This window comes from Pannonibacter phragmitetus DSM 14782 (assembly GCF_000382365.1).
In the GTDB taxonomy this organism is placed as follows: Bacteria; Pseudomonadota; Alphaproteobacteria; order Rhizobiales; family Stappiaceae; genus Pannonibacter; species Pannonibacter phragmitetus.
Window position 1 is genome coordinate 99,851 of the sequence record NZ_KB908217.1, and the last position, 26,202, is coordinate 126,052.

24 protein-coding genes are annotated in these 26,202 nt (G+C 64.1%); 16 read left to right on the forward strand and 8 right to left on the reverse strand.

Features of this window, described 5'->3' with window-relative positions; genetic code table 11:
* Nucleotides 1-14 precede the first annotated feature (14 nt).
* Nucleotides 15-635, forward strand: a complete 621-nt coding sequence (locus H163_RS0107275) for a GNAT family N-acetyltransferase (RefSeq protein ID WP_019963902.1) — start codon at nucleotides 15-17, stop codon at nucleotides 633-635.
* A gap of 8 nt (nucleotides 636-643) precedes the next feature.
* On the opposite strand, the gene mtnA is transcribed toward H163_RS0107275, so the two are convergent.
* Nucleotides 644-1,744 (reverse strand): S-methyl-5-thioribose-1-phosphate isomerase, encoded by a 1,101-nt coding sequence (gene mtnA, locus H163_RS0107280; protein ID WP_019963903.1) that lies wholly within the window; start codon nucleotides 1,742-1,744, stop codon nucleotides 644-646.
* A gap of 197 nt (nucleotides 1,745-1,941) precedes the next feature.
* Between mtnA and H163_RS0107285 the strand changes: the two genes are divergently transcribed.
* Nucleotides 1,942-2,535 (forward strand): hypothetical protein, encoded by a 594-nt coding sequence (locus H163_RS0107285; protein WP_019963904.1) that lies wholly within the window; start codon nucleotides 1,942-1,944, stop codon nucleotides 2,533-2,535.
* A gap of 96 nt (nucleotides 2,536-2,631) precedes the next feature.
* Here the strand turns inward: H163_RS0107285 and H163_RS0107290 are convergent, their stop codons facing one another.
* Nucleotides 2,632-3,558 (reverse strand): metallophosphoesterase family protein, encoded by a 927-nt coding sequence (locus H163_RS0107290; protein ID WP_019963905.1) that lies wholly within the window; start codon nucleotides 3,556-3,558, stop codon nucleotides 2,632-2,634.
* 474 nt (nucleotides 3,559-4,032) lie between these two features.
* Here H163_RS0107290 and H163_RS0107300 point away from each other — a divergent pair, with 474 nt between their 5' ends.
* The 3 genes from H163_RS0107300 to H163_RS0107310 all read left to right on the forward strand — a co-directional run bounded on the left by H163_RS0107300 (nucleotide 4,033) and on the right by H163_RS0107310 (nucleotide 5,677).
* A complete protein-coding gene (locus H163_RS0107300) occupies nucleotides 4,033-4,515 on the forward strand; it encodes an NUDIX domain-containing protein (protein WP_040678296.1) in 483 nt (160 codons plus the stop codon).
* Nucleotides 4,516-4,783: 268 nt separating this feature from the next.
* A complete protein-coding gene (locus H163_RS0107305; protein WP_019963908.1) occupies nucleotides 4,784-5,278 on the forward strand; it encodes a GNAT family N-acetyltransferase in 495 nt (164 codons plus the stop codon).
* 93 nt (nucleotides 5,279-5,371) lie between these two features.
* Nucleotides 5,372-5,677: a helix-turn-helix domain-containing protein gene (locus H163_RS0107310; protein ID WP_019963909.1), complete on the forward strand. Its 306-nt coding sequence runs from the start codon at nucleotides 5,372-5,374 to the stop codon at nucleotides 5,675-5,677.
* A 108-nt stretch (nucleotides 5,678-5,785) separates the two neighbouring features.
* Here the strand turns inward: H163_RS0107310 and H163_RS0107315 are convergent, their stop codons facing one another.
* From H163_RS0107315 to H163_RS0107330, 4 genes are read right to left on the reverse strand one after another with little or no spacing between them, the layout of a single operon-like run.
* Nucleotides 5,786-7,861, reverse strand: coding sequence for a membrane protein (locus tag H163_RS0107315; RefSeq protein WP_026355565.1), 2,076 nt, complete (start codon nucleotides 7,859-7,861; stop codon nucleotides 5,786-5,788).
* Nucleotides 7,862-7,874: 13 nt separating this feature from the next.
* A complete protein-coding gene (locus H163_RS0107320; protein WP_019963911.1) occupies nucleotides 7,875-10,724 on the reverse strand; it encodes a DUF4159 domain-containing protein in 2,850 nt (949 codons plus the stop codon).
* Nucleotides 10,725-10,727: 3 nt separating this feature from the next.
* Nucleotides 10,728-11,657 carry a DUF58 domain-containing protein gene (locus tag H163_RS0107325; protein ID WP_019963912.1) on the reverse strand — a complete coding sequence of 310 codons (930 nt, stop codon included), beginning with the start codon at nucleotides 11,655-11,657 and terminating at the stop codon, nucleotides 10,728-10,730.
* A gap of 15 nt (nucleotides 11,658-11,672) precedes the next feature.
* The gene (locus H163_RS0107330) at nucleotides 11,673-12,683 is read right to left on the reverse strand and encodes an AAA family ATPase (RefSeq protein WP_019963913.1); all 1,011 of its coding nucleotides are present in this window, start codon (nucleotides 12,681-12,683) and stop codon (nucleotides 11,673-11,675) included.
* A gap of 276 nt (nucleotides 12,684-12,959) precedes the next feature.
* Between H163_RS0107330 and H163_RS22390 the strand changes: the two genes are divergently transcribed.
* Genes H163_RS22390 through H163_RS0107350 form a run of 4 tightly spaced genes read left to right on the forward strand, consistent with a single transcriptional unit; the run spans nucleotide 12,960 to nucleotide 15,818 of the window.
* Nucleotides 12,960-13,589, forward strand: a complete 630-nt coding sequence (locus H163_RS22390; RefSeq protein ID WP_051105339.1) for a DUF1285 domain-containing protein — start codon at nucleotides 12,960-12,962, stop codon at nucleotides 13,587-13,589.
* Nucleotides 13,590-13,594: 5 nt separating this feature from the next.
* The gene (locus H163_RS0107340; RefSeq protein WP_019963915.1) at nucleotides 13,595-14,281 is read left to right on the forward strand and encodes a CoA pyrophosphatase; all 687 of its coding nucleotides are present in this window, start codon (nucleotides 13,595-13,597) and stop codon (nucleotides 14,279-14,281) included.
* Nucleotides 14,281-14,541: a DUF6111 family protein gene (locus tag H163_RS0107345; protein WP_019963916.1), complete on the forward strand. Its 261-nt coding sequence runs from the start codon at nucleotides 14,281-14,283 to the stop codon at nucleotides 14,539-14,541. Before H163_RS0107340 ends, H163_RS0107345 begins: the two co-directional genes overlap by 1 nt.
* Nucleotides 14,542-14,576: 35 nt before the next feature.
* Complete coding sequence (locus H163_RS0107350) at nucleotides 14,577-15,818, forward strand: CCA tRNA nucleotidyltransferase (protein WP_019963917.1); 1,242 nt, start codon at nucleotides 14,577-14,579, stop codon at nucleotides 15,816-15,818.
* A 4-nt stretch (nucleotides 15,819-15,822) separates the two neighbouring features.
* On the opposite strand, the gene hemF is transcribed toward H163_RS0107350, so the two are convergent.
* The gene (hemF, locus tag H163_RS0107355; protein WP_019963918.1) at nucleotides 15,823-16,749 is read right to left on the reverse strand and encodes an oxygen-dependent coproporphyrinogen oxidase; all 927 of its coding nucleotides are present in this window, start codon (nucleotides 16,747-16,749) and stop codon (nucleotides 15,823-15,825) included.
* Between the two features lie 118 nt (nucleotides 16,750-16,867).
* A complete protein-coding gene (locus tag H163_RS0107360) occupies nucleotides 16,868-17,338 on the reverse strand; it encodes a tRNA (cytidine(34)-2'-O)-methyltransferase (RefSeq protein WP_026355567.1) in 471 nt (156 codons plus the stop codon).
* Nucleotides 17,339-17,500: 162 nt separating this feature from the next.
* On the opposite strand from H163_RS0107360, the gene H163_RS0107365 reads away from it, so the two are divergent.
* The 7 genes from H163_RS0107365 (at nucleotide 17,501) to H163_RS0107395 (ending at nucleotide 26,187) form a co-directional block, all read left to right on the forward strand.
* A complete protein-coding gene (locus H163_RS0107365) occupies nucleotides 17,501-19,363 on the forward strand; it encodes an ABC transporter ATP-binding protein (RefSeq protein WP_019963920.1) in 1,863 nt (620 codons plus the stop codon).
* A 65-nt stretch (nucleotides 19,364-19,428) separates the two neighbouring features.
* Nucleotides 19,429-19,833 (forward strand): DUF2177 family protein, encoded by a 405-nt coding sequence (locus H163_RS0107370; RefSeq protein ID WP_019963921.1) that lies wholly within the window; start codon nucleotides 19,429-19,431, stop codon nucleotides 19,831-19,833.
* A gap of 104 nt (nucleotides 19,834-19,937) precedes the next feature.
* Nucleotides 19,938-21,281 (forward strand): methyl-accepting chemotaxis protein, encoded by a 1,344-nt coding sequence (locus H163_RS0107375; RefSeq protein WP_051105344.1) that lies wholly within the window; start codon nucleotides 19,938-19,940, stop codon nucleotides 21,279-21,281.
* Between the two features lie 495 nt (nucleotides 21,282-21,776).
* Nucleotides 21,777-22,232, forward strand: coding sequence for a hypothetical protein (locus tag H163_RS0107380; protein ID WP_147290446.1), 456 nt, complete (start codon nucleotides 21,777-21,779; stop codon nucleotides 22,230-22,232).
* A complete protein-coding gene (locus tag H163_RS0107385) occupies nucleotides 22,216-24,054 on the forward strand; it encodes an ABC transporter ATP-binding protein (RefSeq protein WP_019963924.1) in 1,839 nt (612 codons plus the stop codon). The genes H163_RS0107380 and H163_RS0107385 overlap by 17 nt, the downstream gene beginning before the upstream one ends.
* 283 nt (nucleotides 24,055-24,337) lie before the next feature.
* On the forward strand, nucleotides 24,338-24,898 hold the full coding sequence (gene petA, locus H163_RS0107390; protein ID WP_019963925.1) for a ubiquinol-cytochrome c reductase iron-sulfur subunit: 561 nt from the start codon (nucleotides 24,338-24,340) through the stop codon (nucleotides 24,896-24,898).
* Between the two features lie 23 nt (nucleotides 24,899-24,921).
* Complete coding sequence (locus tag H163_RS0107395; protein ID WP_019963926.1) at nucleotides 24,922-26,187, forward strand: cytochrome b; 1,266 nt, start codon at nucleotides 24,922-24,924, stop codon at nucleotides 26,185-26,187.
* The last annotated feature ends 15 nt before the right edge of the window (nucleotides 26,188-26,202 follow it).

Sequence of the window (26,202 nt, forward strand, 5' to 3'; positions counted from 1 at the left end):
ATAAGGACCCTCTGATGACCCCACTCAACATGAACGGCTACACCGACCTGCCGGAGAGCAAGATCGCGCTGGTGGTCACCTATCTTGAGATGAGCGGAGCGTCTGCAGGGCTTGCTGCACCAAAGGCGCCTGCCGGTGTGTCGCTGGAGCGGTTTCCGGCTGACGATCTGGATGGGTTCCTCAAGCTCTTCCGCAAGGTGGGCGAGGAATGGCTGTGGTTCTCGCGGCTCATCATGCCGCGTGAGAAGCTGGCCGCAATTCTCAGCGAACCCTCGCGTGAGGTCTGGGTTGTCCGCAAGGACAGGGTCGATGCCGGGCTTCTGGAACTGGACTTTGCTGATCCCCAGAACGTGGAACTGTCCTACTTCGGGTTGACGCGGGAGGTCACGGGGCAGGGGCTTGGCCGCTGGCTGATGCAGGAAGCGCAGTGGCGCGCCTGGTCACGTCCGCAGACGAAGCGCTTCTTCGTGCACACCTGCACCGGTGACAGTCCCGTGGCCATCGGCTTCTATCAGGCGAGCGGCTTCCGGCCCTACAAGCGGGCGGTTGAGGTGATCGATGATCCGCGTCTTGCCGGTCACCTGCCCGAAAGCGCCGCTCCGCATGTGCCGGTGCTGGGGCGCCTGGCGGACTGATCCCGGCGTCAGTGCCTGATCTTGTCGGAGAAGGCGGTGGCAAGGGCTGGGCGTGAGGCTTCGATCACGCCGCGCTCAGTGATGAGGCCCGTTACGAGGCGCGCCGGCGTGACATCAAAGGCCGGATTGGCAACTTCCGAGCCTTCCGCCACGATTGAGACGCGGCGGATGGCGCCATCCGCGCCGCGCCCTGCGATCGTGGACACTTCTCTGCCGTCCCGCTCTTCGATAGGAATGCCCGTCAGGCCGTTGCTGATGGAAAAGTCCAGAGTGGAGGAGGGCAGGGCGACGTAAAAGGGAACATTGCAGTCCTTCGCTGCGAGCGCCTTCAGATAGGTGCCGATCTTGTTGCAGACATCTCCATTGGCCGTCGTCCGGTCGCTGCCGACGATCACCATGTCCACGGCGCCGTGCTGCATGAGGTGTCCGCCTGCATTGTCGCAGATGACTGTGTGCGGCACGCCGTGCTTGCCCAGCTCCCATGCGGTGAGAAAGGCCCCCTGATTGCGCGGGCGGGTTTCGTCCACCCAGACATGGACGGGAATGCCTGCATCATGCGCCATGTAGATGGGGGCAGTCGCCGTGCCCCAGTCTACCGTCGCCAGCCAGCCGGCATTGCAATGGGTGAGGATGTTCACCGGCTCGCCAAAGCTCTTGCGGGCGAGCGCCGTCTTGATCAGCTCCAGCCCATGCAGGCCGATGGCCATATTGGTGGCCACATCCTCGTCACAGATCCGCCCCGCCACCTGCAAGGCCTTCTCGGCCCGCAACTCCGGCGCAAGATGGATGAGAGACCGGCGCACGATATCAACCGCCCAGGCAAGGTTGACGGCCGTGGGCCTTGTATCGACCAGCATGGAGGCCGCGCTGTCGAGCGAGGCATCGCCCGGATCTGCCTGCATCGCCAGCCACATGCCATAGGCAGCAGTTGCGCCGATGAGGGGAGCGCCGCGCACGCGCATGGTGCGAATCGCTTCGGCGGCCTCGGTCACGGTGGTGAGTTCCCGTGTTTCGAACGCATGCGGGAACAGGGTCTGGTCCAGAATGGTTACACTCTTGCCGGATTTGCTCCGCCAGATGGTCCGGTAGGGGATGCCATTGACTTTCATGGGTGAAATCCTGCTGTTCCGGTTTTTTGCAGCGCGGCGTCTGGCCGTGCAGACCTGAATATATTAATACTTGTTAACCACAGCTGCGACATTGCCAGTGGAAGAGCGGTTTCCAGCCGGTTGCCCCGGTTTCCAGTAGGACGCTGATCCGTAAAAGTCCGCTTAAGGCAAAAGCAGCAAACGACTCGGGACAACACATGGCAGATCAGAAGACCACAAGACCGGCCGCGACAGTGGTGCCCCATTCCAAGGTTCGCAGCCTGCGCGAGACCCTGCGCAAGGTGCGCCTTGGCGAGGCCGAGCGGGCCGATGTGGTCATCGATCTGCAGGACACCGAACGTGTCCGCCTTAAGATGCTTGCAGAGGAACTGCAGGATGTCTTCAAGGAGGTTCCGGAGGATGATGACCAGTTTTCCTTCCAGATCATTCCCGGCTCGACGCCCCGCCTCTGGATCGATGTGACCAGCCATATCGTTGTTGCCGGTGATCTGAAGACCTACCGCTTCCTGAAGGACACCCGTCTCGGACGCCTCGTCATTCTGGAAACCTCTGACATTGACGACATGGCGGACTGCGTCACGGAATATATCGCTGAACGCATCATCGAGCGGGAACGGGCGCTGGAAGGCGACTGGCTCGACAAACGCATGAAGGCCGCCATCGCTGGCAATTCGGCCCGTCCTGCCGGTTCATCCGTCTGGGCGTCTGTTGCCCTGTCGTTCCTCGTGGGATCTCTCGCCGGAGCCGCTGGCCTGATCGCCTTCGCCTGGTTCGCCTATCCGATGCTGTGACGGGCGGTCTGCTGCTGTGACTGGGGCTGGTTTTGCGCAGGCGCCGTATCCGGCCGGGTGAGAGGCCGCAGATTTGCCCGCAGTCTGAAGGCGGCTTTAACGCCCCGCCGGAATCGCGATTTCCCGCTCTGCTACCGTGCTGATGCCTTCGCCGGCGCGCAGAAAGCCGCGTTCCTGCATGGTGCAGCGCCAGCCTTCTTCTGACCGGGCAATGCTGAAGAGATTGTAGCGGGCGCCGGGATGGCGGCCGCCGGGAGCGTGGCTGGCGGACGGCACGCCGATGACCGGGACCGGGCCGTTCAGCCCGTCAATGGAGGTCAGGCTGTCGATATGGGTATGGCCATGCAGCACGAGTTCTGCCCCGCTGCGCTTGACGGCAGCGCGCAGGCGCGAGGCATCTTCCAGCCGCTTGTGCCAGCGGGTTGCCCCCTTGAAAGGCGGATGGTGGATCATCACCACACGGAACAGGCCTTCTTTGCCCGTTTCCTCCAGCATCTCCTGCAGCCGGCGTGACTGCGGCACACCGATGCGGCCGGTGGCAAGGCCCGGAGCGCTTGCGCGGGCGGTCGAGACACCGATAAGGGCCAGTTGCCCGCGCCGGCGCAAATACGGGAAATGTGCCTTGATGCTGTTGCGGTCGTCTGGTTCTGCGGGATGGTCACCGGTCATGTAAGGGCGCCAGGCCTTGAAGGCGGCCTTCAGCGCGCCCGGCACATAGGCATCGTGATTGCCCGGCACCAGCGACATGAGGTCTGGCGGCGCCACCGCATCCAGCCAGACTTTTGCGGCTTCGATTTCCAGGGGAAGGGCGATGTTGACGAGATCGCCCGTCAGGGCAATGTGATCCGGCGCCCCTGCCAGCATGTCCTCGATGAGGGCGGCCAGATAATCCCCGCCCATGGCCTTCTTCCGGTTCCGCCGCCAGTTCACGTAGCCAAGGATACGCTTGGACAGGAGCTGCAGCAGTTCAGGCTCCGGGAGCGGGCCGAGGTGCGGATCGGAAAGATGGGCAAGGCGGAACATGCCTTTCCTTCCCCCGTGTGCCTTGACCCGTCAAGCAAAAAGCGCCCCGGAGGGCGCTTTCGGCAGGTTCGCTTCTGGTCTGCGCTGGGTCCGGGCTTGTTAAAGACCGGCCGCGCAACGCCCAGAGTGCCAGTATCAGTTGGCAGCGAAAGTGGTCAGAGCAGCGCGGATGCGCGGGTTGCTCATGTCAACGGCAGGCTTCCATGCGAAGCGGCGGTTGCGAGTGCGGCGCGCGAACAGGGCGGTGAACATGTCGGTCTCATCTGGTTTTCCGGCGGGAGCCTCGCACAGACATTGCGCAAGTGGCTGCCTATTTCTTCATCGGAATGACCTGAATATAGCCACTCTTCGCGGGCGCACAACTCATGGAAGTGGCGGGCTGCCCTGCGTTTCCTGCATGACAGGTGAACAGGTTTTTACCGCGTTTTCGGGGAAGGGCTTGCCCTGACCACAATGTTCAGCATACTGCCGCGCATGTACAAGGTTCTGCGCATTTTGCCGCCAGCTCTGCTGCGCCGCGTCATTCATTCCGCCAATCTTTTCCGCAGTGCTCATACGCTCGGCGTCCGCGTGGTCATCCGCGATGCCAATGGCTATGTCCTGCTGGTCAAGCACACCTACATGTCCGGCTGGTATCTGCCGGGAGGGAGTGTGGATGTGGGCGAGACCCTGCAGCAGGCAGCCGTGCGTGAGGTCTTCGAAGAGACCGGGATCGTGGCCCAGGCTGAGCCGCACCTGCTCGGGATCTATCACAACCGCGAAGGCTCCAGCCGCGATCACGTCGCGCTGTTCGAGATTCCCGAATGGCAGCCGGGCATGTCGTCGCCCGTTCCCAACAAGGAGATCCAGGAGGCCCGGTTCTTTTCGCCCGATGCGCTTCCGGTGGATGTGACCGGGGCAACGCAGCGGCGGGTGGACGAGATTTCCGGGCGGCTGCATCCCAGCGCCTACTGGTGAGCCTGCTGCTTCCGGCAGCCCTTGCAAAAACTGCTGGACCAGCGCGCCAGCTTCATGATACTCGCGATTCATTCCGGCTGCAGTTGCGCCGGAGACGGGACGACTCACGATGATTTCGAGCCACGAACAGCGACGACGACGGAGCGCACGGGACTTTTTCCCGATCGCACGCGCGCGTCTTGTATCTGGCTGCTGACAGGTCCGTCCGTTGGCATCTTCAGGGCAGGGCGCCAGAACGCCATACCATGCACCTGAGATGTCATCTGCCATGAAGACCGAGAACTGGTTCGTCCGTCTTGAAGCGCCCTCCGACGAGGCCGCCGTTGAAGCCCTGCAAGCTGAAGCCTTTGGTCCAGGGCGGTTCGCCCGCACGGCCTTCCGCATCCGCGAGGGCGTGCCCCATTCTGCAGATCTGAGCTATGTCGGCACTGCAGATGGATCCATCGCCGGGTCTGTGCGGCTGACGCCGATCCGCATTGGCGAAACGCCTGCCATGCTGCTTGGGCCGCTCACGGTTGCGCCCGAGTACAAGAACCGGGGCCTTGGCAAGCTGCTGCTGCGCACGGCGCTGGATGAAGCCCGGCGGCTGGGTGAAACGGCAGTGCTGCTGGTGGGCGATCCTCCCTATTACGGCCCGCTCGGCTTTGCCCCGGTGCCCTTCGGGCAGATCACCCTGCCGGGACCGGTCGATCCGGCGCGCCTGCTGGTGGCCTGCCTGACAGATGCTCCCATGCCCTCCGGCGCGGTTCGCGGCGGCAGGTAAGCGCTGCCCCGGTAAGGGGCTTATCTTTCATCTTGATAGACAGACAGCGCGCGCCTTTGCGGCTGCGGCTGGCTGAACAGGAGAGTTCAGATCATGACGGTATCTGACGGCGTTGCAGCGCTCGATCTGCATGTGGGTTCAAGCCTCAACAGTCTGCTCGAAGAAGATGGTCTGCTGGAAGAGGTGACGGCGGTTGCGATCAAGCGCACGCTGGCGCTCCAGCTTCTGCACGCCATGAAGACGCAGAAGATCACCAAGTCCGAGATGGCCCGCCGGATGCGCACCAGTGCTTCGCAGCTGGAGCGCATTCTTGATCCGTCGAATGACCGGGTGCAGCTCGACACCTTGTTGAAGGCCGCTGCTGCTGTCGGCCGGAAGCTGACCTTCAGTCTGACTTAAGCCAACTCCCGGTGAGCATCACTCATCGACAGTTGGACAAGCCTGTGCGGCGCTTGAGCAATTTCAAGGCGTGATGCGTCAGCATCGAAAGCCTTGGTATCAAGCCCCTTACCTTCCCTCGCGGTACCAGGCGAGGGACAGGGCGCCGAGGAGAAGGGCGAGGCCGAGGAGGCCGTTGAAGACCGGATAGCGGTCGATGCCCTTCAGCACGCTTGCCTCGGATGTCTTCAGTCCCATCCAGCCGCTGCCGGAGAAGCCGTCGGCCCGGTTCATGGGCACGATACGGGGCAGGTTTACCTCGCCGCCCGCATCCGCCAGCCGCACCGCCGCACCGCCTGTCTGAGAGGCAAGGGGCGCGAGTTTGGCCGTCGTGGAGATGACATCGGCAAACTCGCGCGGGTTCTGCGGGCCAACATGGATCAGCGCCGTGCGCTCGCCGTCGGTCACCGTGTAGAGGCCAAGCTCCGTCACGCGCAGGCCTGCCGTCCACAAGCCCGGCTCTTCCTCGGAAAGCTCCAGCTGGCGCTGGATGCCGGAAGGGTCCGTAAGGGTGGCAGGTGCCGCGCTTTCGCCCAGGGTCTGGCGCTCGATCCGCAGCATCGGGCCGCGCAGGGAGAGGCGTAGCGCCTCTTCCTCCAGATCCGGCTCCTTCATCAGCCAGTGGCCAAGGCGGCGCAGCAGAGGCACATAGGGGCCGCCGCCTTCATAACCGCGCGCCCAGAGCCAGACGTGGTCGGACAGCAGCGTTGCCACGCGGCCTTCGCCCTGACGGCTGAGGACCAGAAGCGGCAGATCGCTCGGGCCGGTCATCAGCTGTTCGCCCGCATCAACCTCAGCCTCGACGGCGCGGAACCAGCGGCTCCACTGCGGCGGCTCAGCGCCGGCGCCGGGCAGGCCACGGGTCACCGGGTGACGGCTGCCAAGCTCGGAAACCTCCGGATAGAATGGGCCTTCAATGACGTTGCCGGTGGGCCGCGCCGGCAGAACCGGAGCCATGGGCGTGCGGTAGATGGTGGCCGCTTCCGCATAATCCGGACCGCCTGCAATCAGCAGCGCGCCGCCTGCCTGCACATAGCGGGCGATGTTGTCGAAATAGAGCATCGGCAGCACGCCACGGTTCACGTAGCGGTCGAAGATGATCAGGTCGAACTCGTCGATCTTTTCCGAGAACAGCTCGCGCACCGGAAAGGCGATCAGCGACAGCTCGTTGACCGGCGTGCCATCCTGCTTTTCCGGCGGGCGCAGGATGGTGAAATGCACCAGATCCACCGAAGCATCCGATTTCAGCAGGTTGCGCCAGGTGCGCTCTCCGGCATGGGGGGAGCCGGAAACCAGCAGCACCCGCAGATTCTCGCGGATGCCGTCGACGGTCACCACCAGCCGGTTGTTCACCGGCGTCAGTTCGCCGGGAAGCGTATCCGTCTCGAATTCAAAGATGTTCTGCCCGCCGTGGGTGATCTGCACGGGAATGTCAGCCGCCTGTCCGGGCTGCACCCGCTGTTCGGCCACCGGTTGCCCGTCGCGGCGTACGCGGATGGTGGCAGGCTGACCGGCACCTTCCAGCGCGCCCGTGTCGCGCACTTCCACGCGGACGGTCTGTTCCGAGCCGACAAGGCCGAAGCGCGGGGCGCGGACCAGTGCCAGCCGCCGGTCGCCCTCATCGGGCCGTCCGGTCACCAGCGCATGCAGTGGCGCCTTGAAGCCGAGCGCATCGGCCGTGGCGGGAATGTCGTGCACCTGACCATCGGTGATCATGATGGCCCCGGCCACCCGGTCGGGCGGCACATCCGAAAGGCCGCCGGAAAGCGCGCTGAACAGCGCCGTGCCGTCATCCTGCGTGCCGGGGTTCACCTCGATGCGGCGGAGTTCAAAACCGGGCAGGGCGGCCAGCCGCTCTTCCAGCTCACGGGCAGCGTCATCGGTGACGGTGGCGCGGTTTTCCAGCGTCTGGCTCTGGCTCTTGTCCACCACCAGCGCAACGACGCTTGAAAGCGGCTCGCGGTCTTCCCGGTCCAGCGCCGGATTGGTGAGGGCGGCAAGGGCAAGGGCCAGCGCCAGCGCCCGCAGCCATGTGCCGCGCACCCGCATCAGAAGGCCTGCCACCAGGAAGCCCAGCACCAGCACGGCAGCGCCGCCCAGCACCGGCCAGGGCAGGAAGGGAGCAAACGAGAGGGACCAGTTCATCGCCGCGTTCCCCTCACTGTCCCAGCCGTTCCAGCAGCGCCGGAACATGCACCTGATCGGCCTTGTAGTTGCCGGTCAGGCTGTACATGACGATGTTGACCCCGGCGCGGAAGGCATATTCGCGCTGAAGCGGATCATCCGGCACCGTGGGGTAAAGATAGGTGCCATTGGCATCCACGGCCCATGCAGCGGCCATGTCATTGCCGGTGATGAGGATGGGCGAAACGCCATCGCCCGCACGCACCGGCCGCCCGTCATCTGCCGGGGCGTCTTCGCTGGCCTCCACCCAGAGCGGGCTTGTGGCATAGCGGCCGGGGAAAGTTTCCAGCAGGAAGAAGGTCTTGGTCAGCACGTGGTCGAAGGGCACGGGCTCCAGCGGCGGCACGTCGAGGCCATCAAGGATCTCGCGCAGCTTGGCCGTTGCTGGCGTGGTGCCGAAGCCGCTGGCGGAACTCGCCAGATTGTCGCGCGTGTCGAACAGGATGCTGCCGCCATTGCGCATGAAACTGTCGATCCGCGCCATCGTACGCTCATCGGGTTTGGCGGCGGAAGGATCGACCGGCCAGTACAGCAAGGCGTAGAAGGCCAGCTCGTCCCTGGAAATATCGACAGCCATCGGCGTGCCGGGCTCCAGTGCGGTCCGGTCGGCAAGATAGCGCGACAGGCCTTCCAGCCCGGCAGCGGATGCCGCATCAATCTCGGCATTGCCGGTCACCACATAGGCGAGCCGTGTCTCCAGCGTTGCTTCCAGCGCCTTTACATCGTCAGCGCTGTCCTGCGCCCCGGCTGGTGACGGCTGTGCCACAAGCGAAAGCGCGAGGGCGGGCACCAGCAGCGCGCCTGCCGTGCGCATCATCCGGCGCAGGCGAAGGCGGCTGATCAATCCGGCCAGCAGCAGCACGATCAATGCATCCAGCGCCATCAGCCCAAAGGCAGAGAGGAACAGCGGTGCCCTGAGGTCTGCCGGTTCGCTGTCCGCATAGGGGCGAAGTTCTGCGCTAGGGCCTGAAAGGGACATGTCGAGCGGCACGAGCTTGGCCCCCTGATCCAGAAGATTGAGCGCCCGGAAGCCATCATCCGCGCCATAGAGGCCCGGCGGCGTGGCGCGGCTGGCTTTTGTGCGGGCAAAGTCTGCCACGGCAATCGGGGCCACATCGGCACGCGGGCTGGAGAGTATGCCATAGCCATCCAGCAGGCGCAGCGGTGGCAGAACGTTGCGCACGGACGTGTCGGCTTCAAGCGCGGCAGAGGTGTCTCCCGCCTCCGCAGACGGCGCTGCGGCTGCCGGATTGGACAGGGCCACGATCCGCCGCAGCATCTCCACATAGACGCCGGAGAGCGGCAGGTTGGACCAGCCGGTGTCGGCGGTGACGTGGAACAGCACGATGGCGCCGGTGCCGCGCGACTGGGCGGTCACGAGCGGCGTGCCGTCGCTGAGCATGGCCCAGCTGTGGTCCGGCAGATCGGCGGTGGGCTCGGCCAGCACCTGACGGGTCACTTCCACCTCTTCAGGGATCGTGAGCCCGGCAAAGGGCGACTGCTGCGGGAAAGGCGCCAGCTTCTGCGGCTCTTCCCAGGAAAGGCTGCCGCCCAGCGTCCGGTCTCCGGCGCGCAGGCGCACCGGCAGCAGGCCATCCGTGCCGCCTGCGGTTCTGGGCCCGGCAAAGCGCACCAGCAGCCCGCCGCCTTCCACCCAGCGGCCAAGCTCGGCGGCGGCATTGTCCGGCAGGCGGCCGACATCGGCCAGCATCACCACCGAGACGCCTTCGGCCAGCAGTTCCGGAATGGCTTCGCTGAGGTCCGCCGTGCGCGGCGTCTTGAGGTCGGCAAAGGGGGCAAGGGCGCGCTGCAGGTAGTAGAGCGGCGAGAGCAGTGGCTGCGACTGGTCGGCACCCGCGCCGGAAATCAGCGCCACCGTGCGCCGCCGCCAGCTGTCATCCAGCAGCTTGACCGCGCCCGATGCCCTTTCACCGGTGATGTCCAGCCGGGCAATATCGTTGCGCAATTCGCTCGGCAGGGAGAAGGCGGCCGTTGTCTCCGTTGCACCGTCTGCAAAGGCGGCATCCGTCTCGCCAATCGTCAGGCCGCGCATGTCTGCGGCGCGCACGCGGACGGTTGCCGGACCTTCGCCGGGCTTGCGGATCACTGTCACTGTCAGCGCATCGGCGTTGCTGCTGAGGCCTGCAAGGCCCATGGGTGTTCTGAGGCCGGTGTAGACTGTGAGGGGCTTGGCTCCCAGCATCGACCCGAGATCGCGCTGGAAAGCACCCGGCGCGTCATCTTCCAGCCCGTCCGAAATCCACACCGCCTGCTCCACCGGGTTGTCCTGCAGGGCCTTGCGCAGGGCGGTGATCAGTTCAGCGCGCTGGTGGGCGTAGGCGCGGGGCTCCAGCGCCCGCAGCCGCTCACCTGCGGCAGTCGCGGTGGAGGGCGTGAGCGTCTGGTTGGGGCCTTCGGCGGTGGCGAGCAGCATCACGGGCGTGCCGGATTCCGCCGCCGTATCGAGGATTTGCTGGGCCGTGGCGGTCTGCCGCTCCCAGTCCCGTGCGGAGGTCCAGCCATTGTCGATGACCAGCAGCAGCGGCCCCCCCTCAAGCGTCAGCTGCTCCGTGGGGCGCCATACGGGACCGGCGAGGGCGAAAATCAGCAGGGCTGCAAGCAAGAGGCGCAGTGCTGTCAGCCACCAGGGGCTTTTCTGCGGGGTTTCCTCGTGCTTCTCGATTTCCAGCAAGAGCCGGGTGGGCGGAAAGGTGACCTCACGCGGGCGCGGCGGGGTCAGCCGCAGCAGCCACCAGATGACCGGCAGAAGAGCAAGGGCGGAGAGGATCAGCGGTGAGGCAAAGCCAATGGGAAGGCCGAACATGGATCATACCCCTCCCATAACGCCCGGCTGGCCGGACAGGCGGCCATGCAGTGCCAGCAGCGGCTCGGTGGCGGGCCTGTCGGTGTGGTGCAGAATGTGGCTCCACCCGGCGCGCCCGGCAATCTCGCGCAGCTGCGCCTTGCGGGCGGCAAGCTGTGCCTGATAGGCCTCGCGCCAGCCTTCCGCCCGGCCTGTCGTCAGCCGCAGCCCGCCTTCCGGATCGCGGAATTCCACACGGCCGTCGAAGGGAAAGCTCTCCTCGATCGGATCAAGGATCTGCACCAGATGCCCGCGTGCGCCGGTTGATGCCACACGGCCCACCCATTCGGTGATTGATGCGATGGGATCAAGGAAATCGGCGATCAGCACCACATCGGAGAACCGGCGCACGGCGGTGGTGTCCGGCAGGGCATCTGTGCGGGGGGAGCGGGCAAGGGCTGCGGCCATGCGTTCCGGTGCATCGCGGCTGGTGAGGGGGCGGGTGAGGCCGGGCAGGCCGACACGCTCGCCGCTGCCGGAAAGCATGCTGGCGAGAGCCAGCATCAGCACCAGAGCCCGGTCACGCTTGACCACCGGAGCAAGCTTCGAGCCGAAATTCATGGAGGGCGACAGGTCGGCCCAGAGCCAGATGGTGTGGGCGGCCTCCCATTCGCGCTCACGCACATAAAGGTGCTCGTCACGGGCAGAGCGGCGCCAGTCGATGCGGCGCGCAGGCTCACCCATGGAAAAGGGGCGGAACTGCCAGAAGGTTTCGCCCGGTCCGGCGCGGCGGCGGCCATGCCAGCCGGTGGCAACCGTATTGCCCACCTGGCGCGCTTCCACCAGCAGCTCGGGCAAGGCTTCGGCCACGGTGCGGGCGGAGGCGAGCATGCCCGGCCCCAGCCCGCTGGTCTGCGTTGTGTCTGCTGCCGTTGCCGTGCTGGTGCCTGCCATTCAGGTCCTCCCGGCTCAGCCGATACGGGTCTTGAGGCGGGAAATCACCTCGCGCACGGTGTGGCCATCGGCCCGGGCGGCAAAGGTCAGCGCCATGCGGTGCTGCAGCACCGGTTCGGCCAGTGCCAGTACATCGTCAATGGAAGGCGCAAGGCGGCCCTCGATCAGGGCGCGGGCGCGCACGGTCAGCATCAGCGCCTGACTGGCGCGGGGGCCGGGACCCCAGGCGATCAGCCGGGACAGCTCATCGCCTTCGCCCTGTTCTGCCGGGCGGGCGGAGCGGACCAGCTTCAGGATGGCATCGACCACGCTTTCACCCACCGGCATCTGACGCACCAGCGCCTGCAGGGCGATCAGCTCTTCCCCGTTCAGTACGGCGGTGGGCTTGGCTTCGGCAGAACCGGTCGTCTCCAGCAGGATGCGGCGCTCGGCTTCCAGCGTCGGATAATGCACGTCAATTTGCATCAGGAAGCGGTCAAGCTGGGCTTCCGGCAACGGATAGGTGCCCTCCTGCTCCAGCGGGTTCTGGGTGGCAAGCACGTGGAAGGGGCGCGGCAGATCGTGCGGCTGGCCGGCCACCGTCACGTGATATTCCTGCATGGCCTGCAGCAGGGCAGACTGGGTGCGCGGGCTGGCGCGGTTGATTTCGTCGGCCATCAGCAGCTGGGCGAAGACCGGGCCGGGGATGAAGCGGAAGCCGCGCGTGCCATCGGCGGCCTGCTCCATCACTTCCGCGCCGAGAATGTCGGAGGGCATCAGGTCGGGGGTGAACTGGATGCGCCGGGCGTTGAGGCCGAGCACCGTACCCAGCGTTTCCACCAGCTTGGTCTTGGCAAGGCCGGGCACGCCGACCAGCAGTCCGTGGCCGCCTGCAAGAATGGTGACGAGCGCGCGGTCCACCACAGCTTCCTGGCCGAAGATCACCCGGGCCACATCGGCGCGCGCCGCACCAATGCGGGCGACGGCCTTTTCGGCCTGCTCAACAATGTTGACGGAGCTGGCGGGCGTGGTGGTGATTGCGCTCATGGAAACCTCTTCAAGCCGTTGTCCGTGTCCTTGCCCGGCGGGAAAGGGAGGGCGTTCCGTCTTTCATATACCGGCCATCCTTGCGGCGGCCTGATGCGGCAGGCAGATCGCTGCTGCATCCGTTCACTCTGACAGTTTATCCGGGCCGGTATAAGCCTTTTTTCCGTGCGCCGGGTTGTGCACAGGCCTACGATGCTCCAGATCAGTGTGGATCACACAGTGCCCTGGTGGCGGAACCATGGCAGAAACAGCAAGGCGGATGCAGCGGCCCGATTGATGACAGACGAAACCCGGATTTCCACTTCTGCAGGCCCGGCGCGTCCCGCTGACGCGCTGGCGGCGCTTATTGCCCGTGCGGGCGGTGGTGATGGAAAAAAGCCGCCGGTCGAGCGCTGGAATCCGCCATTCTGCGGCGACATCGACATGGCGATCCACGAAGATGGCTCCTGGTCCTACATGGGTTCCCCCATCGGCCGTGAGGCGCTGGTCAAGCTGTTTGCCTCGGTGCTGCGGAAGGATGAGGACGGGTGTCACTATCTTGTGACCCCTGTGGAAAAGGTCCGCATCCGCGTCGCAGATGCGCCGTTCCTCGCTGTCGAGATGCACAGCCTCGGACAAGGCGACTCACGGACGCTCACGTTCCGGTCAAATGTTGGCGATGTGGTGGCCGCGGGGCCGGAAAATCCGCTGCGTTTCCGGCTGGACGAAGAAAATGATGGTCTTGTGCCCTATGTTCTGGTGCGAGGGCGGCTGGAAGCACGGCTGACACGTCCGCTGCTCTACGATCTGGCGGAGCTGATCGAGGAAAAGGACGGGGTGCCTGGCGTGTGGAGCGGCGGCGCGTTCTTCCCTCTGCCGGAGGGGGCATTGGGCGGGACGGAAGGGGGAGGCGCAGACCAGTCATGAGCGTGATGGACGCAATCGGGTCCCGGACCGGAAGAACGCCAGGCGCGGCAGACGATTTGTTTTCCCTTGAAGGCTTCCGCTCCCGCGCGCTGCGGCGCCTGCCCTTTGCCGCCGAGCGGGACACGGGCGACCATAATCTCAATCCGGACCTTGGGCCTTATGCCAAGTGGACGGGGGATCCGCGTGAGGCTGCGGTGCTGATACCCGTCCTTGCCAAGCCTTTGCTTCAAGGGCTGGAGCCGGGCGAGGCCTCGGTGCTTTTCACACTGCGCACGCCGCATCTCACGGCCCATGGCGGGCAGATTGCCTTTCCCGGCGGCAAGATCGACCCGGAAGACGGCAGCCCGGAAGCTGCTGCCCTGCGCGAGGCGCAGGAGGAGATCGGGCTGGATCCGTCGGCCGTCGAGCCCTTCGCCCGCCTGTCGCCCTATCTGACCGGGTCCGGCTACCGGATTACGCCGGTTGTGGGCCTTGTGCATGAACTGCCGCCGCTGACGGCCAATCCGGGCGAAGTGGCGGATATCTTCGACGTGCCGCTCGGATTTCTGATGCGGCCTGAAAATCACCAGCGCCAAAGCCGTGAATGGCAGGGCCGCCCGCGCTACTTCTATGCCATGCCCTATGAGACCCGGTACATCTGGGGTGTCACGGCCGGCATCGTGCGCTCGCTTTATGAAACGGTCTATGCCTGATGTTCCGCATTACACTCACCCAGGTCGGTTTCTTCCTGCTGCCTTTCGCGGTCTATGCCCTGTGGCTATGGCTCTCGAAGTCCACGGAGACGGCCAAGGCCTGGAGCCGGGGGCATATCTTCTGGCTGACTGTTGCGGGCGGGCTGCTGGTCATTGCCAGCTTTGTGGTGATGGCCAGCTTCAAGGACGGGCATCAGGGCCAGACCTACCGTCCGGTGGAATTCCGCGATGGCGTTCTGGTGCCGGGCCGCTATGAATAGGGCCTGAAACGCGGACGCTGAAAGCGACTGACATCATGACCTTGCCCCGCAAGCTCCCCGATTCTGCCGTGCCCTGGCTGCGCGGCGCAGCGATCCAGCGTGTCTTCAAGGCCCTGCAGAAAGAGGGCGACGAGGTGCGGGCCGTGGGCGGCGCGGTGCGCAATGCGCTGCTGGGCGAGCCCATCAACGATGTGGACATGTGCACCACGGCGCTGCCGCAGCAGGTGATCGAGCGGGCGGAGGCTGCCGGACTGAAGGCCGTGCCCACCGGGATTGACCATGGCACGGTGACGGTGATCAGTTCCGGGGTGCCCTTCGAGGTGACCAGCCTGCGCGAGGATGTGGAGACCTTCGGCCGCCACGCGGTGGTGCGCTTCGGCCGGGACTGGGCACATGACGCGGCCCGGCGCGACTTCACCATGAATGCGCTCTATTGCGGTGCGGATGGCACGATCCATGATCCGCTGGGCGGGCTGGAGGATTGCCTTGCCCGGAGGGTGCGTTTCATTGGCCGGGCGGAGGACCGTATCCGCGAGGATTATCTGCGCATCCTGCGCTTCTTCCGTTTCCACGCCACCTATGGCGCCGGCCCAACGGATGATGAGGGCCTGTCCGCTTCCGTGCGGCTGCGGGACGGGCTCGGCCAGCTTTCGGCGGAGCGGATCGGCGCGGAGATGAAGAAGATCCTTGCCGTCAGAACCTGCCCGCCGGTGATCGCGGTGATGGAAGGGACGGGCATCCTGCCGCTGCTGACGGGCGGAGTGGCCCGCCTTGCCAGCCTTGCCGCGCTGAAGTCTCTCAGTGATGAACTGCCGGAAGCTCGCTCGCCGATTCTGGCACTTGCCTGCCTCACCGGTTTCGTGGGCGAAGACGCCGGGCGCATCGCCCGCCGCTGGCGCCTGTCCAATCAGGAGCGGAGTGTGATGTTCCGCGCCGTCGAAGGGTACGCTTCCCTGCTGCAGGCGTTAGATCCTGCAGCCTTGCTGAAGGCGCAGATGCTGGCCTGGGGGCGGGAGACGGCGCATGATGCCCTGATTCTTGCACACGCCCGCACCCGTTCGGCTGCCCGCAATGAAGCGGGTTTCGCGGGGCTGCATGGGCTGGCCCGGAGCTGGGACATTCCGGTGTTTCCGGTGACGGGGCATGACCTCATCACCGCAGGGGTGCCGAAGGGCCCGGCGCTGGGCTCTGCGATGGAACACCTGCGCCGCCTCTGGGCCGCCTCGGATTACCGGGCAGCCCGCGAGGAGCTTCTTGCTGCTCTTTCGGGAGAATGAGGCCTCAGGGCCACTTCACCACGGGCGGCATGGAGGACAGGATCGAGGCGACGTTGCCGCCGGTCTTGAGGCCGAAGATCGTGCCGCGGTCGTAGAGAAGATTGTACTCCACATAGCGTCCGCGCCGGATCAGCTGTTCCTCGCGCTCTGCCTCTGACCAGGGCTTTTCGAAGTTCGCCCGCACCAGCTCGGGATAGATGCCGACGAAGGCAAGGCCGACGTCCTTGGTGAAGGCAAAATCCGCGTCCCAGTCGCCGGAGTTCAGATAGTCGTAGAAAATGCCGCCAATGCCGCGCGGCTCGTTGCGGTGCCTGAGGAAGAAATACTCATCGCACCACTCCTTGTATCGGGGGTAGTCAGCGTTCTTGTGCGGGGCACAGGCCTCTTCCATGGCCTTGTGGAAGGCGATGGAGTCCGGGTCCGTCTGGGTGCGGCGGGCATCGAGCACCGGCGTCAAGTCGGCGCCGCCGCCGAACCACTGGCGCGTCGTCACCACCATGCGGGTGTTCATGTGCACCGCCGGAACATGCGGGTTCTGCGGGTGGGCGATCAGGCTGATGCCCGAAGCCCAGAAACGCGGGTCTTCCGAAGCGCCGGGGATCTGGCCCCGGAATTCGGGCGAGAATTCACCATGGACGGTAGAGACATGCACGCCCACCTTCTCGAACACCCGGCCATGCATCATCGACATGACGCCGCCGCCGCCCTTGGCGCCGCTGCTGTCGGTGCGCTCCCACGGGGTGCGGACGAAACGGCCGGCGGGCTGATCCGCCAGCGGTCCGCCTTTCGCGCCGATCTCGTCCTCCAGATCCTCGAACGCCTGGCAGATCCGGTCGCGCAGGCTGGCGAACCACTCGGGCGCAACCGTCTTCTTGGTCTCGATATCTGCGGGCACGGGTCCGCCGCGTGTGGGCTCGGCTGCCTTGGTCATGGGCGCTCCTTCGTCATTTCTGATGCCGCCATGTACTTGAGCAGGCGGCGGCCGAATCTGGCTCTTCTTATCAAGCCCATGCCGTCTTTGGCAAAGCGGTGATGTGTCCTGATCAAGATCAACCTGCCCAGGCTGGAAAGGTTCCTGTCTGGCGCAGGGCTTCGCCCAGCACCATGGCGGCGGAAACCGCGACATTCAGCGAGCGCATGCCCGCAGCCATGGGGATGGTGATCCGCGCATCGGCGCCGTCATGAACGGCATCGGGCACGCCCGCGCTTTCGCGGCCCAGCAGCAGCATGTCGTCCGGCCGGAAGGCGAAATCCGTGTAGGGCAGGGTGCTTTTGGTTGTCAGCAGCACCAGCCGCCGCCCGGCAGCCTTGCGTGCTTCCTCGAAAGCGGCCCAGTCGAGGTGGCGGATGAGGGCGGCCCGCTCCAGATAATCCATCCCGGCCCGCTTGAGGGCACTGCCGGACAGGGGAAAGCCGGCCGGCTCGATCAGGTGCACGCGCACATCAAGGCAGGCGGCCATGCGGATCATGGTGCCGGTGTTCTGCGGGATATCCGGCTGGTAAAGGGCAAGGTCTGGCATGGCCACGCAGTGCCCGGTTTCCCGCCGTTTGTCCAGCGGCTGGAGCGCATCCCTTGCAGCCTGCGGCAAGCCATTACAGCAATTTAAGCCCCTTGCGGCTGGCCATTCCCGGTGCGGGTGCTAAAACCCTGCAAGGGGACACCACGAAACCGGACCAAGCCTTTGAACAGAATTTTACGTTGCCTTGAAGGCTGGATCGACCCCTTCGTTTCTGCGCCCGCCGGAAGACTGCCCGTCACCGCAGGTGCCTATCTCTGGTTCCTCGTGCGCCAGTCGCCCTGGCCCTTCGTGGCCATGCTGCTGCTGGGCGGGGCGACAGCTCTGGTGGAAGCAGGGCTCTACAGTTTCATCGGCATCATCGTCGATCTGCTGCAGACCACGCCGAAGGACGAACTCTTCACGCAGAACTGGCAGCTTTTCGCTGGGATGGCGGCCGTTGTGCTGGTGCTGCGCACGGTGCTGGCCTTCTTCACCGCAGGCGTTGAAGAGCAGACCGTGGTGCCCGGCTTTTATGCCCGCGTGCGCTGGCAGGCGCATCAGCGGATCATGGACCAGAGCATCGCCTTCTTTCACGACGAATTCGCGGGCCGCATTTCGTCCAAGGTCTGGCAGGCCGGGCAGGCGGCGGGCGAGTTCATGGTCACGCTGCTGCAGGTGGTCTGGTACATCGCGGTCTATGCTCTGGCGACGCTTCTGCTGCTGGGTGAACTGAACTGGCGCCTTGGCGCGGCCATCCTTGTCTGGCTGGCGGTCTTCTCGGTGATCGCCCGCTACTATGTGCCGCGCATCCGCAACCATTCCCGCGCCGCTGCCCATGCCGCCTCCGGCGCGACGGGCCGGCTGGTCGACACCTACAGCAACATCCAGACGGTGAAGCTGTTCAGCAGCCGCGAGAGCGAACATGCCAGTGTGCGGGCCATTTTCGAGAGCTACCTTGCGGTGCTCAAACGCTTCACCCGCAACCTGACCGAAGTGCGCTCGCTGATGTCGCTGCTGAGCAGCGTCATGATGGTGAGCATCGGCTGGTTCTCTCTCGTGCTGTGGCAGGGGGACATCCTGACGGCAGGTGATGTGGCGGTGGCGCTGGGGCTGGCCCTCCGGCTCAATCTTCTGCTGGGGCGGATGCTGGGCCAGCTCAACTCCCTGTTCCGCTCCTTCGGCACATTGCAGGACAGTGTCGACATGCTGACGCGTCCCATTGCCGTCACGGACCAGCCTGGCGCTCCGGCGCTGATGGTCAGCGCGGGCGCGATCGTCTTTGACAAGGTCAGCTTCCACTATGGCAAGCGCGGGGGCGTCATCGATGATCTGAGCTTTGCGGTGAAGGGCGGGGAGAAGATCGGCATCGTCGGCCCCTCGGGAGCAGGCAAGTCGACGCTGGCCAGCCTGCTGCTGCGCTTCCATGACGTGGAGAGCGGGCGCATTCTCGTGGACGGTCAGGATATCCGTCAGGTGCCGCAGGCCTCGCTCAGGGCGCAGACCGGCATGGTGGCGCAGGACACCTCGCTGCTGCACCGCTCCATCCGCGAGAACATCGCCTATGGCCGCCCGGATGCCACCATGGCGATGCTTGAGGATGCGGCGCGGCAGGCCCATGCGCTGGAGTTCATCCTGAACCTGAAAGACAGCAAGGGCCGCTCCGGCTTCGAGGCGCAGGTGGGTGAGCGGGGCGTGAAACTCTCCGGCGGCCAGCGCCAGCGCATCGCCATTGCGCGCGTGCTCTTGAAGAATGCGCCCATTCTGGTGCTGGATGAGGCGACCTCTGCCCTGGATTCAGAGATCGAGGCTGCCATTCAGGACAATCTGATCCCGCTGATGAAGGGCAAGACGGTGCTCGCCATCGCCCACCGCCTGTCCACCATTGCGGCCATGGACCGGCTGATCGTCATGGACGGGGGAAAGATCGTCGAGGAGGGCACCCATGACGCGCTTCTGGCGCGCGGCGGGCTCTATGCGGATCTGTGGGAGCGCCAGTCCGGCGGGTTCCTGCCTGCGGGGGAAATGATGGCTGTCGAGGAGGAGTGACTTCCGTCTTGCGTGATCCGGCAGACGTGAAGCCACGTAAGATCTCCCAGAAGGGGGACCTCCGTATGGGCCAGATTATTACCGCCTACCTTGCGACTGCTGCCGTGTTTCTTGCGATTGATGCGGTCTGGCTTGGCAAAGTGGCAACGCGCTTCTATTTCGACCGCATCGGGCATCTGATGATGGACAAGCCCAATCTTGGCGCTGCGGCGATTTTCTATCTTCTTTATGTCGGCGGTCTGGTTTTCTTCGCTGTACTGCCTGCGTTGAAGTCTGAAAGCATCTGGACCGCAGTGATCTGTGGAGCGGTCCTAGGTTTTATTGCGTATGCAACCTACGACATGACCAACTATGCGACCCTCAGGAACTGGCCGCTGGAGGTGGTTTTGGTAGATATCGCTTGGGGCGCCGTCCTCAGTGCCGTGTCTGCGGCGGGAGGATATGCCATCACGCATAAGCTGTTGTCCTGAGCGATTTATCTGATTGCGTGAAGAAAATCTTTACGCTCCCTGACTAGTACTATTCCCCATGGTATCGGACCGAAGAACGTTTCTTCAGACCATCGGGAATGGACATGCACGATAATGTAGGTACGGGCATCCGCCTTTCGATCCTTGGCCGCTTTCTTGTCCTGGTTGTATCGTCGGCCCTGATCATGGTGGCCGGCACGGGATATGCGTTCTATGTCTTCCGCCAGGCGTTGACTTCCGCTCTGGGTGACCCGTCACAGGCGCAGGCCTTTCTTGGCCCGCAGGCCTCCTCCCTTCTGGATGGCCTGATCATCGATCAGATGCTGCAGATCGTTCTTGTCTGCTCGCCCATCGGCATTGCCTTCCTGGCGCTGGCCGTGGTGCTGGCCCTGGGCGTTGCCCGGCCGCTCAACCGGCTGCAGGATGGTCTTGATCTTCTGTCCGAAGGCCAGCTGGATGTCAGTATCGCAGGGGCTCACCGGACCGATGAAATCGGTGCCATTGCGCGCTCGGTTGTCCAGTTCCGTGAAAAGCTCGCTGCCCGTGCCAAGGAGGAAGTTGAACTCCAGGCCGCCCAGCAGACCCAGATCGAACAGGAGCGCCGGGAACTGATGCACGATGTTGCGAGCGACTTCGAGCGCTCGGTCATCAGCGTGGTCGAGGCCCTGACCAGCACGGCAAAGGCTGTGGGCGGCAATGCGATGGACCTGCGCCAGGCGGTGGGCAACTCCTCCCGCGCTGTGGATGAAGTTTCCACCGCAACGGCCGAGGCCGGACAGTCGGTTCGCGTCATGTCCCAGTCGGCGGAAGAACTGGCCGTCTCCATCTCCACCATCGGTACCGATGTGGAAAATGCATCGCAGATCGCCAGCGCAGCCGTGCTTGAAGCACGCCAGACCGATGAAATCGTCGGCCGCCTGTCCGAGACAGGGCGTCAGATTGGCGAAGTCGTCGAACTCATCAGCCAGATTGCCAACCAGACCAACCTTCTCGCCCTGAATGCCACCATCGAAGCTGCCCGTGCGGGTGAAGCGGGCCGTGGCTTTGCAGTGGTGGCAAATGAAGTGAAAGCGCTGGCCGGCCAGACCACCAAGGCAACGGAAGAAATCACCGCGCAGGTGGCCTCCGTGCAGTTCGTCGCTGAGCAGGCCGTGGGTGCGATCCGCTCCATCACTGCGACCATCGAGCAGATCAGCCAGATCTCTGAGGCTGTTCATGGCTCGGTTCAGAGCCAGATGCAGGCGACCGGTGAGATTTCCCGCTCCGTTCACGTGGCCAATGCGAGCACCGAGCGTGTGGGCGGCAACATGAACCGTCTTGCCGACGCAATGCAGGCCAGCACCTCGGCCACGGATGAGATGCACCGTGCAGCGGGTGAACTGAGCAAGCTCTCCAGCAGCCTGCAGACGCAGGTGAGCCAGTTCCTGACCAGTATTCGCGCGGCCTGAGGCTCCCAATCCGAGGGACGAAGACACGCGGCGGATCGATTCTGCCGCGTTTTTTGTCTGCCGGCCTGTGGTATATGCGCCCTGAGGCGGGTCCGGACCCCAAGGTCTTGCTTCCTCAAGGTCAGGTTGCATTGTTGCCTCATGGCAACAGGCGGAAGGCAAAGCATGTTCGAGCCATGCTTGAGGTCTTGCGGTTTCCAGCGAACAGTCTAAGAAAGTCAGGCGCGTTCTGCCGCGCTGTCTTTGCCGTCAACCGAGCTAACAGAGGAGGGGTGTTCATGACCAATATGTCACGTGTCCATATGACCGTAGCCCTTGCTCTCGTGGGCCCGTTTCCCATCTCCTGCCGCCCGGCAGCCTGAGACGGCGTTTCAAACATTCCAGCTGAATAGCGACTGGCTCCAAGCGTAACCGGAACATCCGGTGCTGCGCGTCTTTCATTTGCGCGTTCCGCCAGCCGTGCCTCATCAGTCCGATTCCGTCTGGAGCAGAACCATGTCTGTTCGTTATCCTTTGGATCCTTTCGATCTGCCTTATCCGCCGGACCTGCCGCGTCCGGATGACTTTGGTGCGTCCCTGCCGCGTGTGACGCTGTCCTGGGGCCAGCGCCTGGCCCTTGGCGGGGCGGCTGTTGCCGTCTTTTCCGCCGCAACGGCTGGTGCCGCCGTGCTGATCTTCCTGCCGGTTCTCCTTGCCGACCTCTGGTCGCTGGAGGCTGTGCGGGTTGGCAACGCGGTGCAGAGTGCGGCGCAGTACCGCACGCATCTGATAGAGCTGTTCCTTGGCACGATGGTGCTTGCCGGTGCGCTGGTCAGCTTCGTCTTCTCGCTGGCCTTCGGTGGCCGCCGTCCCTATTGGCAGCGCCTGAAAATCAGGCGGCTGCGCGGTTCTGCCCGGTCCGCGGGTGAGAGCCGTAAGTCTCTGGAGTTGAACAATGTTTTCCAGATTTGAACGTCTGATCGATCCTTTCGCGGACTTTAAGCTGGATGTGCCGCCGAAGGGCTTTGCGGCCTTCTGCTGGTACTACACCAAGCCTCTCTGGCCGCTGCTGGCCGGTGTCGGCGTGCTGGGGGCGATGATCGCGATCTTTCAGGTCGCGGTCTTCGCCTTCCTGGGCGATCTGGTCAACTGGCTGGGCGAGGCCAACCGGGCGACGTTCTGGACCGACAACTGGGTGAAGCTCTCGCTGATGGCCGGTGTCATCCTGCTGTGCCTGCCGCTGACGCAGGCCTTCTGGGAGCTGCTGTTCCATCAGGGCGTGATTGGCACCTATCCCATGTCCGTGCGCTGGCGCGTGCACCGCTATCTGCTGCGCCAGAGCATGACCTTCTACCACAACGACTTTGCCGGCCGCATCGCCAACAAGATGATGCAGACGGCGCTGGCCGTGCGGGAAGTGGTGACGCGGATCGTCGACATGATGGTCTATGTGCTGGTCTATCTGACCAGCGCATTGATCGTCATAGGCGATGCCAATCTCTATCTTGCGGTCCCGCTGGTGGTCTGGACTTTTGCCTATGCCGGCGTGCTGCGCGTCTTCATTCCCCGCCTCAAGGCGATCTCGCAGGAGCAGGCGGATGCCCGCTCGGTGATGACCGGCCATGTGGTGGATGCCTACACCAACATTGCCACGGTCAAGCTCTTCTCCCACGCACGGCGTGAGGAAGAGTATGCCCGCAATTCGATGATGGGCTTCATGAAGACCGTCTTCGGCCAGATGCGCTATGTGACTCTTCTGAACATTTCGCTGAACACGCTGAATACGCTGCTGCTGTTCTCCACGGCCGGCCTGTCCATCTTCCTGTGGCAGCATGAAGTGGTCACCACCGGTGACGTAGCGGTGGCGGTGTCGCTTGTCCTGCGTATCCAGGGCATGTCCCAGTGGATCCTGTGGGAAGTGGCGGGCCTGTTCGAAAACGTCGGCACGGTGCAGGATGGCATCGGCACCATTGCGCGTGAGCGTGAGGTGCAGGATGTGCCGGATGCAGCGCCCCTTACGGTCACCAAGGGCGAGATCGTCTTCGACAAGGCCTCCTTCCACTATGGCAAGGTCAAGGGTGTCATCGATGCGCTGGATCTGACGATCCGTCCGGGCGAAAAGATCGGGCTCATCGGCCGTTCCGGCGCGGGCAAGTCCACCCTCGTCAACCTGCTGCTGCGGTTCTATGACCTTGAAAGCGGTTCGATCCGCATCGACGGGCAGGATATCGCCCGTGTCCGCCAGGATGACCTGCGCGCTCATATCGGTGTTGTTACGCAGGATACTTCGCTGCTGCACCGGTCCATCTATGAGAACGTCGCCTACGGCAAGCCGGAGGCGTCGGAAGCGGAGGTGATCGAGGCTCTGCGCAAGGCCCACGCCCTTGAGTTCGTTCAGGGACTTGAGGACAGGGACGGGCGCAGCGGCCTTCAGGCCCAGGTGGGTGAACGCGGCGTGAAGCTGTCCGGCGGACAGCGCCAGCGGATTGCCATTGCCCGGGTCCTGCTGAAAAATGCTCCCATCCTGCTGCTGGACGAGGCGACATCCGCCCTGGACAGCGAGGTGGAGGCAGCCATTCAGGACAGTCTCTTCGACCTGATGGAAGGCAAGACGGTGATTGCCATCGCGCACCGCCTGTCGACCATCGCGGCCATGGACCGGCTCATCGTCATGGACAAGGGCCGAATCATCGAAGAGGGGCGTCATGAGGAACTGCTGACCCGGGGCGGCCTCTATGCACAGCTGTGGTCGCATCAGTCTGGCGGATTCTTGCAGTCAGCTGCAGAAGTTTGATCCAGATCAAACGATCCGGCTTTTAATTGGGGCCTTTTCAGGGCATCAAAGTGGTGAGGACGGCAACCCAAGCGGTGCGACATATAGCGTTCCGGCGCAAGGTCATCTGGACAATGCGGCGGAACGGTGCAAAAAGACGAGCGCTTGGTATGGTGCGGGCGATTGCCGCACCCGTTTGCCGTTCATGCCCGCGCAGGGCAGCCGACCGTTCCGGAGGGGAGGGCGAGGCTGTCTGTGAGCGGGCATTTGGTATACGTTAAACAGGTTTCGAGAGGACGCGACCTTGGCTCATACGGATTCGGCGGAACCGACCCGCCGTGATTTCCTCTATCTTGCGACCGGCGCCATGGGCGTTGTGGGCGCGGGCGCTGTCGCCTGGCCCTTCATCGACCAGATGAACCCGGACGCTTCGGCTCTTGCTCTGGCCTCCATCGAGGTGGACGTCTCCGCCGTCGAGGTCGGTCAGTCGATCACCGTGAAGTGGCGCGGCAAGCCGGTCTTCATCCGTCAGCGTACGGACAAGGAGATCGAAGAGGCCAAGGCTGTGCCGCTGTCCGAACTGCCGGACAAACTGGCGCGTAACCTCAACCTGTCCGATACCGCCGATGCCTCCGACGCGAATCGCGCGGCCGAAGGCAAAGAAGCCTGGCTCGTCATGGTCGGCATCTGCACCCATCTGGGCTGCGTGCCGCTGGGCAATGCCGGCGACTTCGATGGCTGGTTCTGCCCGTGCCATGGTTCGCACTATGACACCGCAGGGCGTATCCGCCGGGGGCCCGCTCCGGAGAACCTCCTCGTACCGCCGTTTGCGTTTGTTGAAGACGCCAAGATCAAGATCGGTTGACCGGTAGACCCCAGGAGACAGCCATGGCTGGACATTCCAATTACGTTCCGCAGAGCGCGGCGGCGAAGTGGCTTGAGAGCCGTCTGCCGGTCATCTCGCTCGTTCGCGGCTCTTTCGTCGATTTCCCGACCCCGAAGAACCTCAATTACTGGTGGACCTTCGGCGGCATTCTCTTCTTCATGCTGATCTCGCAGATCATCACCGGCATCGTGCTGGTGATGCACTACACCCCCAGCACCACGGCAGCCTTCTACAGCGTCGAGCACATCATGCGTGATGTGAACTTCGGCTGGCTGATCCGCTACCTGCATTCCAATGGCGCGTCGATGTTCTTCATCGCCGTCTACATCCACATCTTCCGCGGCCTCTACTACGGCTCCTACAAGGCCCCGCGCGAAATCTCGTGGATCCTGGGTGTGATCATCTTCCTCATCATGATGGGCACCGCCTTCATGGGCTACGTCCTGCCCTGGGGCCAGATGTCCTTCTGGGGCGCCACCGTGATCACCAACCTGTTCTCGGCGATCCCGATGGTGGGTGAAGCCGTGCGCACCTGGCTGTGGGGCGGCTTTGCCGTCGACAACCCGACGCTGAACCGCTTCTTCTCGCTGCACTACCTGCTGCCGTTCATGATCTTCGGCGTTGTCATCCTGCACGTGTGGGCCTTCCACACCACGGGCAACAACAACCCGACGGGTGTGCAGCCGAAGTCCGGTCAGGACACTGTCCCGTTCCATCCGTACTACACGGTCAAGGACGCCTTCGCGATCGTCGTCTTCATGATCCTCTTCGCCTGGTTCGTCTTCTACGTGCCGAACTACATGGGTCATGCCGACAACTACATCGAAGCAAACCCGCTGGTGACGCCCGCACATATCGTGCCGGAGTGGTACTTCCTGCCGTTCTACGCAATCCTGCGCGCAGTGCCGGACAAGCTTGGCGGCGTTGTGGCCATGTTTGGCGCCATTGCAGTTCTCTTCGTCCTGCCCTGGCTCGACACGTCCAAGGTCCGCTCGGGCGTCTACCGCCCGCTGTTCAAGCAGTTCTTCTGGATCTTCGCAATCAACGCGGTCGCCCTCGGCTACCTCGGTGCGATGCCGGCAGAAGGCATCTACGTGATCCTGTCGCGCATCTGCACGATCTACTACTTCGCCCACTTCCTGATCATCCTGCCGCTGCTGGGCTTCCTTGAGAAGCCGCTGCCGCTGCCGGCCTCGATCTCCGAAGCGGTGCTTGCAAGCGGTTCCGGCAAGCCGGCAGCTGCAGTTGCTGCACCTCAGACGAAGTGACGGAAAGGGTCAGGA

What these genes read in the sequence shown, in the direction of transcription:
- H163_RS0107290 (WP_019963905.1), bottom strand. Translation starts at nt 3,558, where the DNA reads ATGTTCCGCCTTGCCCATCTTTCCGATCCGCACCTCGGCCCGCTCCCG.
- H163_RS0107370 (WP_019963921.1), top strand. Translation starts at nt 19,429, where the DNA reads ATGGGCCAGATTATTACCGCCTACCTTGCGACTGCTGCCGTGTTTCTT.
- H163_RS0107330 (WP_019963913.1), bottom strand. Translation starts at nt 12,683, where the DNA reads ATGAGCGCAATCACCACCACGCCCGCCAGCTCCGTCAACATTGTTGAG.
- H163_RS0107345 (WP_019963916.1), top strand. Translation starts at nt 14,281, where the DNA reads ATGTTCCGCATTACACTCACCCAGGTCGGTTTCTTCCTGCTGCCTTTC.
- H163_RS0107350 (WP_019963917.1), top strand. Translation starts at nt 14,577, where the DNA reads ATGACCTTGCCCCGCAAGCTCCCCGATTCTGCCGTGCCCTGGCTGCGC.
- H163_RS0107380 (WP_147290446.1), top strand. Translation starts at nt 21,777, where the DNA reads ATGTCTGTTCGTTATCCTTTGGATCCTTTCGATCTGCCTTATCCGCCG.
- mtnA (WP_019963903.1), bottom strand. Translation starts at nt 1,744, where the DNA reads ATGAAAGTCAATGGCATCCCCTACCGGACCATCTGGCGGAGCAAATCC.
- H163_RS0107395 (WP_019963926.1), top strand. Translation starts at nt 24,922, where the DNA reads ATGGCTGGACATTCCAATTACGTTCCGCAGAGCGCGGCGGCGAAGTGG.
- H163_RS0107385 (WP_019963924.1), top strand. Translation starts at nt 22,216, where the DNA reads ATGTTTTCCAGATTTGAACGTCTGATCGATCCTTTCGCGGACTTTAAG.
- H163_RS0107340 (WP_019963915.1), top strand. Translation starts at nt 13,595, where the DNA reads ATGGACGCAATCGGGTCCCGGACCGGAAGAACGCCAGGCGCGGCAGAC.
- hemF (WP_019963918.1), bottom strand. Translation starts at nt 16,749, where the DNA reads ATGACCAAGGCAGCCGAGCCCACACGCGGCGGACCCGTGCCCGCAGAT.
- H163_RS0107320 (WP_019963911.1), bottom strand. Translation starts at nt 10,724, where the DNA reads ATGTTCGGCCTTCCCATTGGCTTTGCCTCACCGCTGATCCTCTCCGCC.
- H163_RS22390 (WP_051105339.1), top strand. Translation starts at nt 12,960, where the DNA reads ATGACAGACGAAACCCGGATTTCCACTTCTGCAGGCCCGGCGCGTCCC.
- H163_RS0107275 (WP_019963902.1), top strand. Translation starts at nt 15, where the DNA reads ATGACCCCACTCAACATGAACGGCTACACCGACCTGCCGGAGAGCAAG.
- H163_RS0107300 (WP_040678296.1), top strand. Translation starts at nt 4,033, where the DNA reads ATGTACAAGGTTCTGCGCATTTTGCCGCCAGCTCTGCTGCGCCGCGTC.
- H163_RS0107325 (WP_019963912.1), bottom strand. Translation starts at nt 11,657, where the DNA reads ATGGCAGGCACCAGCACGGCAACGGCAGCAGACACAACGCAGACCAGC.
- H163_RS0107315 (WP_026355565.1), bottom strand. Translation starts at nt 7,861, where the DNA reads ATGAACTGGTCCCTCTCGTTTGCTCCCTTCCTGCCCTGGCCGGTGCTG.
- H163_RS0107285 (WP_019963904.1), top strand. Translation starts at nt 1,942, where the DNA reads ATGGCAGATCAGAAGACCACAAGACCGGCCGCGACAGTGGTGCCCCAT.
- H163_RS0107375 (WP_051105344.1), top strand. Translation starts at nt 19,938, where the DNA reads ATGCACGATAATGTAGGTACGGGCATCCGCCTTTCGATCCTTGGCCGC.
- H163_RS0107360 (WP_026355567.1), bottom strand. Translation starts at nt 17,338, where the DNA reads ATGCCAGACCTTGCCCTTTACCAGCCGGATATCCCGCAGAACACCGGC.
- H163_RS0107310 (WP_019963909.1), top strand. Translation starts at nt 5,372, where the DNA reads ATGACGGTATCTGACGGCGTTGCAGCGCTCGATCTGCATGTGGGTTCA.
- H163_RS0107305 (WP_019963908.1), top strand. Translation starts at nt 4,784, where the DNA reads ATGAAGACCGAGAACTGGTTCGTCCGTCTTGAAGCGCCCTCCGACGAG.